This window comes from Klebsiella sp. 1SOBk5mer (assembly GCF_046603115.1).
GTDB lineage: Bacteria > Pseudomonadota > Gammaproteobacteria > Enterobacterales > Enterobacteriaceae > Klebsiella > Klebsiella quasipneumoniae.
Genome location: NZ_JBKIUU010000022.1, coordinates 1 through 11,923 on the forward strand (window position 1 = coordinate 1; position 11,923 = coordinate 11,923).

At 59.4% G+C, this 11,923-nt stretch carries 10 protein-coding genes; 3 read left to right on the forward strand and 7 right to left on the reverse strand.

Translation table 11 applies throughout. The features are described 5' to 3' along the window. Positions 1–473: 473 nt before the first annotated feature. The 3 genes from cbpM to ACLH1U_RS25015 form a co-directional block, all read right to left on the reverse strand. Positions 474–779 (reverse strand): chaperone modulator CbpM, encoded by a 306-nt coding sequence (gene cbpM, locus ACLH1U_RS25005; RefSeq protein WP_002885324.1) that lies wholly within the window; start codon positions 777–779, stop codon positions 474–476. Further along, complete coding sequence (gene cbpA, locus ACLH1U_RS25010) at positions 779–1,696, reverse strand: curved DNA-binding protein (RefSeq protein ID WP_023291678.1); 918 nt, start codon at positions 1,694–1,696, stop codon at positions 779–781. Before cbpA ends, cbpM begins: the two co-directional genes overlap by 1 nt. Positions 1,697–1,841: 145 nt before the next feature. Continuing rightward, on the reverse strand, positions 1,842–2,525 hold the full coding sequence (locus ACLH1U_RS25015; protein WP_105491301.1) for a TerC family protein: 684 nt from the start codon (positions 2,523–2,525) through the stop codon (positions 1,842–1,844). Between the two features lie 225 nt (positions 2,526–2,750). Between ACLH1U_RS25015 and ACLH1U_RS25020 the strand changes: the two genes are divergently transcribed. Further along, complete coding sequence (locus ACLH1U_RS25020) at positions 2,751–3,536, forward strand: DsbA family protein (protein WP_085551958.1); 786 nt, start codon at positions 2,751–2,753, stop codon at positions 3,534–3,536. Between the two features lie 47 nt (positions 3,537–3,583). On the opposite strand, the gene pgaD is transcribed toward ACLH1U_RS25020, so the two are convergent. The 4 genes from pgaD to pgaA are packed head-to-tail and all read right to left on the reverse strand — an operon-like array spanning position 3,584 to position 9,822. Beyond that, the gene (gene pgaD, locus ACLH1U_RS25025; protein ID WP_023291681.1) at positions 3,584–4,030 is read right to left on the reverse strand and encodes a poly-beta-1,6-N-acetyl-D-glucosamine biosynthesis protein PgaD; all 447 of its coding nucleotides are present in this window, start codon (positions 4,028–4,030) and stop codon (positions 3,584–3,586) included. Next, positions 4,027–5,358 carry a poly-beta-1,6-N-acetyl-D-glucosamine synthase gene (gene pgaC, locus ACLH1U_RS25030; protein WP_004206396.1) on the reverse strand — a complete coding sequence of 444 codons (1,332 nt, stop codon included), beginning with the start codon at positions 5,356–5,358 and terminating at the stop codon, positions 4,027–4,029. Before pgaC ends, pgaD begins: the two co-directional genes overlap by 4 nt. Next, positions 5,351–7,366, reverse strand: a complete 2,016-nt coding sequence (gene pgaB / locus ACLH1U_RS25035; protein ID WP_105491320.1) for a poly-beta-1,6-N-acetyl-D-glucosamine N-deacetylase PgaB — start codon at positions 7,364–7,366, stop codon at positions 5,351–5,353. The genes pgaC and pgaB overlap by 8 nt, the downstream gene beginning before the upstream one ends. 8 nt (positions 7,367–7,374) lie before the next feature. Continuing rightward, positions 7,375–9,822: a poly-beta-1,6 N-acetyl-D-glucosamine export porin PgaA gene (gene pgaA / locus ACLH1U_RS25040; RefSeq protein ID WP_172969415.1), complete on the reverse strand. Its 2,448-nt coding sequence runs from the start codon at positions 9,820–9,822 to the stop codon at positions 7,375–7,377. Positions 9,823–10,455: 633 nt separating this feature from the next. Between pgaA and ACLH1U_RS25045 the strand changes: the two genes are divergently transcribed. Then, complete coding sequence (locus ACLH1U_RS25045; protein WP_032454598.1) at positions 10,456–11,022, forward strand: helix-turn-helix transcriptional regulator; 567 nt, start codon at positions 10,456–10,458, stop codon at positions 11,020–11,022. A 311-nt stretch (positions 11,023–11,333) separates the two neighbouring features. Beyond that, entirely contained in the window at positions 11,334–11,624 is a 291-nt protein-coding gene (locus ACLH1U_RS25050) for a PerC family transcriptional regulator (RefSeq protein ID WP_004153693.1), read from the forward strand. Positions 11,625–11,923: the final 299 nt, after the last annotated feature.

Here is an 11,923-nt window from a genome sequence, read left to right on the forward strand (position 1 = left end):
GACCCGGGAAATTCCCCGGCTTGCGCTGTGCTTAGTTTGTAGGCCGGGTAAGGCGTAGCCGCCACCCGGCATACAGGCGGCTCCCTGGCTGTGGCCATGCCCGGCGGCGCTGCGCTTGCGCGGGCCTACGGATCCAGTGCAATGGTGGGCCTGGTCCGGTAGCCCGGGTAAGGCGGAACGCCGCGACCCGGGAAATTCCCCGGCTTGCGCTGTGCTTAGTTTGTAGGCCGGGTAAGGCGTAGCCGCCACCCGGCATACAGGCGGCTCCCTGGCTGTGGCCATGCCCGGCGGCGCTGCGCTTGCGCGGGCCTACGGATCCAGTGCAATGGTGGGCCTGGTCCGGTAGCCCGGGTAAGGCGGAACGCCGCGACCCGGGAAATTCCCCGGCTTGCGCTGTGCTTAGTTTGTAGGCCGGGTCAGGCGTAGCCGCCACCCGGCAGTAAGACGGTACGCCGCCACCCGGGATGTCGCCCCTATCCGTGGGCGAGAAAGCGGGCCAGGCGCTGCTGCAGCAGGCGATTTTCGCGGGTCAGCCGCGCGTTCTCATCCAGCAGCGTCAGCGCCACCGCAATCCCCGGCCAGTCCAGCTCCAGCTCGTTACGCAGGCGCACCGCGCGATGGACGATCGTCACCGCGCTGTCGTCGAACAGCCAGGTGTCCGCCTGCGGCTGGTGCGGTTCAATCATGCCTAAGCCGACAATCTCCGTCAGCTCCTCTTCCGACACCCCGGTACGCAGGCACAATTCGGTAATGGTAAACGTCACTGTTACTGTAGCCATCAGGCTTTCCCCCATGTCTTACGCGGATCGAAGCTGGCTTCGGCGGTGGCCAGCTGTTGCCAGAGCTCACGCGCTTTTTCATCTGGTTTTGGCGGCATCACAATTTTAATAACGGCGAACAAATCGCCGGTGTGGGTTTTGCTCACCAGCCCTTTGCCCTTGATACGCAGGCGCTGCCCTGCCTGGCTACCCGGCGGCACCGTCAGCAGAATGCTCTCTTTCAGGGTGGGCACCGTGACTTTGGCGCCCAGCGCGGCCTCCCACGGCGCCAGCGGCAGGACGATCTCCAGGTTATGTCCCACGATGTCGAACAGCGGGTGCGGGGCGATGTGGATCACCAGCCACAGATCGCCGTTCGGCCCGCCGTTTTCGCCCGGCGTCCCCTGGCCTTTCAGGCGGATGCGCTGACCATCGGCCACCCCGGCGGGGATCTTCACATTCAGCGTTTTTGGCGTCTCGCTTTCGATCATGCCGAACACGTTATACACCGGCAGGTTATAGCTGATGGTGCGGGTCTGCTCAGCCAGCGTCTCTTCAAGGAACACCGCGACCTCGATCTCCAGGTCGTGGCCGCGCGACGCGTGCTGACGGCGACGCTGATGCGCCTGCTGGCCAAACATGGAGGAGAAGATGTCGTCGAAATCCTGCTGGCTGTAGCTCTGCTCGTGGGTCTGTTGCTGGCGACCGAACCCGGGATCGTTGCGATGCTGCCAGAGCTGATCGTATTCCGCGCGCCGTTGCTCATCTTTCAGGACTTCCCAGGCTTCGGCGAGATCCTTAAATTTGGCTTCGGCATCGTTTTCTTTACTGACGTCGGGGTGGTACTTGCGCGCCAGGCGGCGGTAGGCGGTCTTGATGGTTTTCAGATCGTCGGTTGGTTGCACCCCGAGAATGGCATAATAATCCTTCAATTCCATGCTGTTATCTCATCTATGCTCAGTGCGGTAGTTACATATTCCCTGGATCAGGCGTCTGTATAAAGCGTAGGGCAAATGCGCCCTGAAGGGGAAGAAAAGTGGCGGAAACTTGACGCCGTCGGGGTCAACGGCGTCATGGGCGCGGCTAGTCTTTCACCTGCGGCCGCGGACGACGGCGCCAGCCTGCGAACAGCACCAGCAGCGCGCCGATGGCGCCGGCCAGGCGCACAATGCCGTCGCCGGCGGTGGGAAACAGCTGGCGAAGGGTAGGGTCGCTGACCAGCATTGACCCGGCAATCCAGCCGATGAGCATCCCGCCCAGCAGCACCACCGCGGGAAAGCGAGTGAGCAGGGCCAGCACCAGCTTGCTGCCGGCGACGATAACCGGAATGCTAATCGCCACGCCGAGGGCGACCAGCGCAATGTGCCCTTTGCCTGCGGCGGCCACCGCCAGCACGTTATCCAGCGACATGATCACATCGGCGACGGTGATGGTGACTGCGGTGCGCCACAGGCTGCCGGAGCTGGCAACCTCGCTCTCGTCCTCCTCATTACTGACCAGCCTGATGCCAATCCACATCAGGAGCAGCGCGCCGACTATTTTCAGCCACGGCAGCGACAGGAGATACAGGGCGATCGCCAGCAGCAGGATGCGCGCCAGGATAGCGCCTACGGTGCCGATAACGATCGCTTTGGTGCGTTTTTGTGGCGGCAGTTTGCGACAGGCCATGGCGATCACCACGGCGTTGTCGCCGCCCAGCAGTAAGTCGATGGCGACAATCTGCAGCATAATCACCGCCATGTCCCATTGTTGAAGAAACGCATACATATCGAGAGAAACCACCTGAAGTAAATACCACGAAAAGCCGTTGCGCCGGCGACTCCGCCCGGGGAGCGTTGACCACTGGCGCCGGTCCGCGCCGTCGCGCGGGAAACCTGAGCCTGAAAAATAAAGTTACGAATCAACGCGCCGTCGGGCAAGGCTTCGGCGAAAAAGGGTGATATTTTGTCATACAGACTCACCTGCTGTTCACTTATCGCAAGGATCCCCACTATGTCTGGCCACAAGAAATACCTCTCTGTCGCCCTGCTGAGCGCTGTCTTACTGCCGGCGATAGCTTCTGCCGCTGACGCGCCGGCGACTTTCACCGCGGAACAGGAGGCGCAAATCGGCAAAATTGCCGCCGATTACCTGGTCGCCCACCCGGAAGTTCTCCTGCAGGCAAGCCAGAAACTGCAGCAAATTCAGGCTGAGCAGCAGGCCAGCGCGGCCACCCAGGCGGTGCTGAAGAATGCCGCCTTGCTGACCCAGGATAAAAATACCCCGACCTACGGCCCGGCCAACGGCAAAGTCACGGTGATTGAGTTCTTTGACTACCAGTGCGTCTACTGCAGCCGTCTGGCACCGGTGATGGAGCAGGTGATTAAAGCGCACCCGCAGACCCGTTTCGCCTTTAAAGAGTGGCCGATTTTCGGCGGCCGCTGGGAAAGCTCGCTGGAGGCGGCAAAAACCGGCCTGCAGATCTATCAGCAGAAAGGGGCGGATGCCTATCTGGCCTACCATAACGGGATTTACGCTACCGGCCATAACGAAGGTAAGCTGACGACGGCGGATATCCAGCAGCAGGCGAAGAAAGCCGGCTTTGATGCGAAGAAGGCCACCGACGTCGAACCGGTGCTGCAGAGCATTAACGACCTGGCGCAGGAGATTGGTCTCAGCGGCACGCCGGGCGTGATCGTGATGCCGACTACTGGCGCCACGGAAGCCAGCATCACCGTCTTCCCGGGGCTGGCGGATAAAGCCTCGCTCGAAGCCGCCATTAAAAAGGCCGGCGGCTGATCGGCGGCGTCGTTACCCAGTCAGGGCCGCCGAGGGCGGCCCTGCTATCATTCCTGATCCCTCTCCTCGGGCGGCGGCAGCGCGTGGCTTTTTAAATCAATAATCTGGCCAATGTGATCGTGGTAAACGGTCAGCAAATTATAGCGACTCATTTCGGAGATGATCTGTGGGGCGACGTTAAAGCTGCTGGCCAGCTCCTCATCTCGCAGGGTAAGCACCGCGGTGTGACGCCGGGTATGGGCGCGGCGTCGGTTATAGTGGTACCAGAGGATCAGCAACCAGCCGTTCAGCGCGGCAATCAATAAATACACCAGCGCCGTATTCAGGGAGTCCATCAACGATGACCAGCGCGGGGAGGGCGGCGCGATGAACTGCATCAGCAAATTGGCGTAGAGAAAGAACAGAAAACCGAGCCAGGCCAGCAGCGTTAAGCCGGCGTCCACCAGCCGGGGCAGCACGCGGTGTTCGGTTAAGATGAGCGTATTTTCATTCATCGCAGGCTTCCTTTTCCCCGGTCCGGGCTCACCCAGCGCGCGCGGGAACGTTGACGTTTCAACATCACTTTCGGAAAAGCGACCAGCGTGGTCAGCAGGCCGATCATCCAGTAAACCATCGGGAACCAGATCACCCAGAACAGGGATTTGGCGACCTTTTTCTCATAGCGCCGTTCGATATACAGGCTGGCGACGAACTGCAGCAGGCACATCAGGCCGAGCAGCATGCCGGTGAACTCAGGCGGAAACAGGCTGTGCACTGTCAGGTTGTCCGGCAATGGCATCAGGCGGCTGAGGATAAACAGCAGGATGGTGACCGCATAGGCAAAGGCCCACAGCGTGGAGCAGGCATACTCCAGAAACAGCGGCCACATCCGATGATGCTGCCAGTGAAACAGGCGGCGCAGGTTGACCAGAAAGACTTCGGCTCCCCCCTGGGCCCAGCGCAGACGCTGCTTCCATAACCCTTTGAGGGTCTCAGGCATCAGGATCCAGCACAGCGCCCGCGGCTCGAAAAAGATGTCCCAGTGGCGGAGCTGAAGCTTCCAGCTGATATCAATATCTTCAGTGATCATATCCGGGCTCCAGTAGCCGACGTCCGCCAGAGCCTGACGCCGGAAGGCGGCGATCACGCCGGAGACAGTAAAGACGCGGCCATAGATCCGCTGCGTCCGCTTGATAAGGCCAATGATCGACGAGAACTCCCCTACCTGAATGCGGCCGATCAGCGTGGATCGGGTGCGGATCCGCGGATTGCCGGTGACCGCCCCGACGTGCGGGTAGTGGATCAGCGGGGCGACCAGCCAGGCTGCGGTATCCCGGTCCAGCAGGGCGTCGCCATCGATGCAGACAAGCAGATCGCCGCGCGCGGCGGCGGCGCCCGCTTTGAGCGCCACCGCTTTTCCCTGATTGGCGGCCAGGTGGATCACCCGCAGCCTTGGCTCCTCCTGCGCCAATTGCTGGAGCACCTGGGCGGTGTTGTCCGAAGAGCCGTCGTTAATCGCGATCACTTCGAGGTTGGCGTAACGCTGGGCCAGCGCCGCGCTGATGGTCTCCCGGGCGTTTTTCTCCTCGTTAAAGCAGGGGATCAGGATCGAGATCAGCGGATTGCCCGGTAGCGACGGCGGCGGGGTATCCTCTCCCCACGGCCAGTGGCGCTCCAGCTGGAACCAGAAGTACAGACCCCCGGTGATCCATAGCACCGACATAAACAGCGGCCAGAAAAAGACAAAGTCGAGGATAAGCTCGCCGGTAAACGCCGCTGCGACGCCTAACGGCAGCCCAAAAACGAGGCATAAAATGCACAATGCGATAATGCGATCAGTCATGGTCAGGGTACCACCAGGAAGAAAATTGCGGTCTGATACGGGAGATATCTGGCTGATTGTTAATGAAATCGTCTGGGTAGTAGCCGTAGTTTTTGACGCCGTTTAGCCGCAGCAAATGCATCCAGTCCGCCAGCTGTTGGTCGGGAATGGCGTTGCGTTGGCGTCGGTTCCAGTCTCTGGCCTGTAGCTCAAAGATGGTTTTCTTCAGCGCGCCCGGGCGGCGGGCGACGGCCTGCACCAGCCGCGTCAGCCAGGCCTGGCTGGCGTCAATCGGCACGGACTCCATCAGCGGCATCGCCATGGGGACCGTCCAGTCATAGGCGGCAAGGAAGTCATCCAGATTTTGCGCAAACCAGGCTTCGCTCTGCGGCTCAAGGATCGGCAGGGCGAAGAGATTACGCGCCGTTTTTACCTGCGGGCCGCGGATGGCCTGCACCGACTGGCGCAGCTGCAGAGTGAAGCGGGTCAGGGTTTGGCTTTTGAAACGCATCCATGCCTGGCGCTCTTGCGGACTTTGGGGCACCGGGCCGGCATCGTGCGCCAGGCCACTCTGCCGCCAGGCGGCGACCGCCTCCGGGCTCACGTCTTCAAAATCGGTCAGCACGGCGTCGTCGTGGAACAGAATCCCGCTGAAGCTGGCGTGTCGGGCCAGATCCTCATAGATGTCGGTGATCTGCTGGCGAACCCGGGGATCCCAGGGCGACAGGCGGACATAGGGCTGACGGGCAAGTAACGCCTTCCCGGTTTGCGGATCCCAGCGCTGAACGCGCGGCAGATCGGACGAGAGATCGAAGGCCAGCACCGGCATCCAGGCATAAACCTTCACCCCGCCGCGGGTCTGCAGCTGCCAGGAGACGAAGTTAAACAGGTCGGCGCGCATCGGCAGCCAGCGGTTGGGGAAATAGAGCGACTTGACCGTGCCGTCACCCTGCGGGTCGGAGAAGGCCTGCAGAAAGACGTGGCTGATTTTCATGTCATAGACGCGCTGCACCAGCTTATCGATATTCTTTGCCTGCTGGACGGGATTGGGGTCATAGACATAGTCCAGATCCACATGCATCACCCGAACAGGATCGGCTTCCTGAATCTGCGCCACTGCGTTGGCAAAGGTCTTGATCGACGGGTTACCGGCGATCAGCATGCGCGGAATATTATCCAGATCCTTCACGTTGCCCAGGCCGTCGTTCAGCGTAAACGCCAGCTGATACCCCTGCTGTTTGGCGATGGCCAGGGTGCTGCCGCTGGCGGCGCCGTAGGGCCACACCCAGGCGCGCGGCGCTTTCCCGGCGACGTCGTGGATTTTCGCTGTCACTTTCTGCACGTCATCGGCCATTCGCCGGGTAAACTGCGCGTCGCTTTCATAGCGGCCGGTGGTTTTGTCCCAGCCGCGGTTAGCGGCGGCGGGCTCGCGGCTGCCCTGCGGATTGGCCGGCAGGCCGTAGTGCGAGGCCCAGGTGTGCGCGCCGATCTCCACCAGCGGCGAGCGACTAAGCTCGCGCACCATCTCCCAGGTGGCGAAGCGATCGCGCGGCGTCATCAGGCCGCCAAAATTAACGGGCTGGTTGGCGGGGGTGTCCACCCAGCTGCCCACCGGCGCCCACAGCGCCGGAACGTTCCAGGCTTTAAGCAGCGGCCAGACGCGAGTGTAAAAACTGCTATAGCCATCGTCGAAGCTGAGAAGAAAAGCCTTAGGCGGCAGCGGCTTAAGGCCATGATGCGCGTCCAGAATGTCCTGAACGCTCACGGCATGGTATCCGTGATGCAGCAGCCAGGCGATCTGCTCATTAAGCGCGCTGGTACGCACCGAAAGATAACGCTGGTCGGCGGCGGCGTCTTCGACGTCATGATAGGCCAGCACCAGAAAGCGATCCGCCGGCCAGGGGTTATTGGCCTCCAGCTGGGGTCGTTGCTGCGGGGCGAGGAAGGGGACCTCCTCAGCACGCACGCTGAAGATAAGGCACAGCCAGCCGAGAAGCATCAGGCCGTTGCGCAGGGTCGTGTTCAGCATGGTCATCCTTAAAACCGTATGTTTGCATCAACAGTGATAGCGAGGTTGTTTTCACGTTTACCGTCGTAGGGGCGTTTGTCCCAGTTCAGCATCACCCCGGCGTCGACGAGGTTGTTCCAGCGCAGACGCTGCCCGTAGCCCAGCGTCGTTATCGCGCCGGCGGCGTGATTTTTTTGCCAGTAGCTGCCGCCGCCGGCGAGCAGCTGCTGACTCCAGACGGTGTCATACCGCTGGTAAAGCGTGTGATCGACCGCCAGCGCCGCGGTGGCCGCGAGGTCGCGGGCCGGACTGTAATACGCGGTGTCGGTGCGGCTATTGGCGCTGGCCGACAGACCGGGCTGCAGATCCAGCGTTAGCCACGGGGTCTGCCAGAGGCGCTCTTTACCGGAGAGGGTGTACTCCTGACGACGGTTGTGGTCGGTAAAGCGGCTGGCGGCCGCGCTGACGCGGTACTCCCGGCGCTCGTTTTGATACCAGCGCAGCCAGCCTTCGCCGCGGTTGGCGCTGACGCCGTTGCGTAACGCGCGCAGCGGCGTCTGCTGCGAAATCCGCTCCAGCTCGCCGCCCAGCTGCCAGCGATCGTTGACGTCGTGCGCGGCGGAAAGGCGGACGCCGGGCTTATTCTCGCCGTGAAAATTGACGCTGGAGAGTTCAAGTTCTCCCCAGGCGTCGCGCGGGCGCCATTCAATACCGGCGAACAGCTGGCGACGGCTGCCTTTCCCCTCTTCAAAATTGCCTTGGGCAAAGCGGTGGCCGCCGAACAATCGCCAGCTGTCGGCTATCGGCGGGCTGTAGATCGCCGTCTCAAAACTGAGGTCGTGGGTACCGCTCACCGGGTTGTCGGAATGCAGCCCTTTGCCGACGCTCAGGCGCAGCTCGGAGAAATGATGGATTTCGCGGGCTCTGGCCAGGCGCTGGGTATTCAGATCCCGTGGCGAACGGGCGATAACGTCGTCGGTCAGCAGATCCATCTGCCGCCACTCCTGCAGATCGAGGGCGACCCAGGCCTGCTGGCGCTCCAGCTGCAGGCTGGCGGGCTCCAGGGCTTCCGCCGCTTTCAGCTGGCGTTCGGCTGCCCGCGGCAGCCCTCTGTCCTGCAGCAGGGCGGCATAGTCGATCTGCAGCCCCTGGTTGCCGGGGGCCGTCGCCGCCAGGCGCTGCATACGGGCTTCGGCCTGCGGCAGGGCGTTGGTGGCGGAGAGATAGTGCACGTTAAGCGACTGTGCGGTGAGCCAGTCGTCGTTCGGCTGGGGCGTCGGCGAGCCGTAGAGATGACGGATATAGGGCGCATTCCGGGTGAGTCGGGCGACATACCGTTGCGCCGCCGGGTACTGAGCGGTGTCCAGCAGGGCGAAGAAAAGCTCATGTTCTTCATTCTGTTGGCTCGTCAGCCACGAGGGATGCTGATGAATAAGCGTCAACGCAGGCTCAATCTGCTTAAGCGCGATATAAGAGGAGATAACCCAGCCGATGGCCCAGTCGGGAACCGCCTGCTGCTGCGCCATCAGGCTTTGGTATTCGCGGATAACCTGCGCGTAGTCTGCGTTGGCGTACAGCGCGCCCAGACGGTCAATGCGCGCCCGGGAGATGTCCGGGGCGGCCTGCGGGTCGGGACGCCAGGCGGCGATCATCGCGTCGTATTGCGCCAGCGCCGTGCGGGCCAGCGCGTAACGCGCCTTTTCTTCACGGGAAGGCGTATCGGCAAGGCGCACCAGTTCGGCGGCGGCGTTCAGCTGCAGGTTGCGCTTTTCCGCGGGCGTCAGTTCGACGCTATTCGCGAGGCCGAGGGCGGGGGAGTCGATCCGGTTGCGGGTCAGGGTCGCCATCAGGCTCGCCAGCGCGGCTTTATTCTGCGGTTCGCGATCGAGGATCTGCGTGTCCACCAGCAGCTGGTCCCAGCTCTTGCCAAGCTGCAGGTAGACATAAGAGAGGGTCTGCAGGTGGGCAATGCTCGCCTGCTCCGCCACCAGGCGACGCGCTTCGCTGAGCGCCTCGCCGTCCTTGCGGGCATCGGCCAGCGTCTTGATATAGCCGATACGATAGTCGTCACTGTCGGGGGCCTGGCTGAGAGCCTGCTGCCAGAGGAGGAGCGAGGCTTGCCACTGTTTCTGGTTGCGCATCGCCTGCGCCGCGGCGGCGGTGCCCCGTGCGGGAAGCGGCATATAGACCTGATAGCGTCGCCAGACTTTCACCACCTCGTCGTCCTGGCCGGCCCAGAGGGCTACCTGCAGCCAGTCTGCAACCTGAGAAGGGGTTAAGGCATGCCGCAGCTGGTATTGCTGAAGATATGAGAGAAAGGGGGAGTACTGGCCTTGACGCGCTTGCAGGATCTGCTGGTCATAGAGCGAGTCCGCTCCCTGAACCAGCGTCGGGAAGAGCAAAAGCACGCCGATTGACAGCGAGAGTTTCGTGTTGCGATTAAACAATAACGTATTTGAATAAGGTGATCTTTCCATTTCTATTTGCCATATGTTCATCAAGAATCCATTGCACAACACGACCGTCCTTTGACGGTGAGTTAAAGGATGAGGATGGTCCCATTTAGCTGACTGGCACTGCGGGTGAATGACTTATTGCAAAGTAATAAACATATCTCCTGTGGATAATTGAATGGATAATTTATACCCGATACCGCAGCGGATAAATATGGTTAAATGACGAACTGCGTTTTAAGATAAATCTGTAAAAATGGTTTAATTCGAATCGCCATGTTGAAGCGAGTTCCTTTAACTTACTGAAATAAATAAAAAATGGAGTTGGCTGAAATTTTGTTTTAATTTTGTCGGGTGGCTTATATTGCAGTGAGGAGAAAGGTTTTTCATGGATATTTAAGATGATTTCTGACAAAAATTCTCAATAGCAAAAAAAGCATCTTTTCTGTGGGATTTTTTTATTTATAATTAATCCGTTTATTTTCTGTCCGCACCCAGGGAGGTTTTTCACAGCCAGATTCAGATGCCGCGCTAATGATAAATCACAGATCTCGTTATTTTTACCGCCATGCGGAGCGTTCCCCAGGGGCAAGGAAAACGTCTGGTTGACGAGAATTTGTTGATTAAATGTTAAAGGGAAGACTTGTGGCAAATTCAATGATATTAGTTACCCAGGATCACTATCTTTTTCAAGGAGTTAAGAATTTCTTTCCTGATATCATTCAGTTAGATTCTAGCGGAAAAGCGATTTTAGATAATGAAGTTGATGAACTCTCTCTGCTGGTTGATAGCCGTTCGCCGCTTTGTCATTACGATTATCTGGTCATGGAGGCGGCACAATCCAGAAAGCGAATATGCTGTATTGTCCTCGATATGCGCCATCGGGAAGAGCATTTACTCAGTCTGAAATCGTTTTTAAACATGTCATTATCACCCGCCGATATGGCGACCTTATTTGGGCTTTTTCTGGAGATGAAGAGCAAGCGGCTGACCAAAGAGTGGTTCGACAATCTGCGCTTAAGTATGACAGAGCAGCTGATGCTGCGTTTTCTTGGGGCGGGGATGACAATGGAGGAGGTGGCGGTGAATCTGAATACTTCGCTAAAAAGCCTTTACCGCAAGCGGACCGCGCTTTATGAGCGACTGGGGTTAGATAATTTTAATGAAGCCTGCTTATTTATCTTCAAAAATAAACTGCTGGACCAGTCCGGTCGATCGCCATAAGGCGTGGTTGTACAGGGAACAGGTGATATCGCAAGGTATGTGATGATGGAAATGTAATAAATTAAATAGATATTGATAGGTACAACCGTCGATACCAGTCGGTATCCAGGGCGGCGCCCGGCATATAATTCCGGAGCTCTTTGGAAGTAATTACCGCCATGGCGGTTTGCTATGCACAGCGATTATTATAATGATTATATTCCTTGCGCCGCAGAGGAATAGTTTTGTCATAAATTAACTCTACCATGGTATTCCGACTCACGCGTCGGAATACCATGAGATATCGTGAAAGCATCAGAGGAGCGAGGTGGATGAGAATAAGGGACAGTATTGCGGAGCGGTTAGAAGCCTGCGGGCTCTACCGTCGGGCGGCATCCAGATGGATTGAGGTGATGCAGCGTTGCCTGGACGATGAGGACCGAGAGTGGATCCGTCACCATCGCAATCAGTGTCTGAAAAAGGCGCAACGTCCGCCGGCGCCGAAAGAGGAGTTCGCTGATCTCCACCAGGCGGCAAAGGAGACGCAGTATCGCATGGGCATTGCGAAGCCCTATGGCGAAGCGTTCAGGCTGCCCGGCAAAGGGAAAACCGCCGCCGAGTAATACCTTTCTTCACTGCGTTTGCGCAGACGTTTCATTGACCCCCAGGCCCGCGCAAGCGCAGCGTCGCCGGGCGATATACATCAGACGCCGTACCCGCGGTTGTGCCGGGTGGCGGCATCAATGCCTTATCCGGCCTACGGGTCCTCCCGCAGGTTCAAACAGCGTAGGCCCGCGCAAGCGCAGCGCCGCCGGGCGATATACATCAGACGCCGTACCTGCGGTTGTGCCGGATGGCGGCATCAATGCCTTATCCGGCCTACGGGTCCTCCCGCAGGTTCAAACAGCGTAGGCCCGCGCAA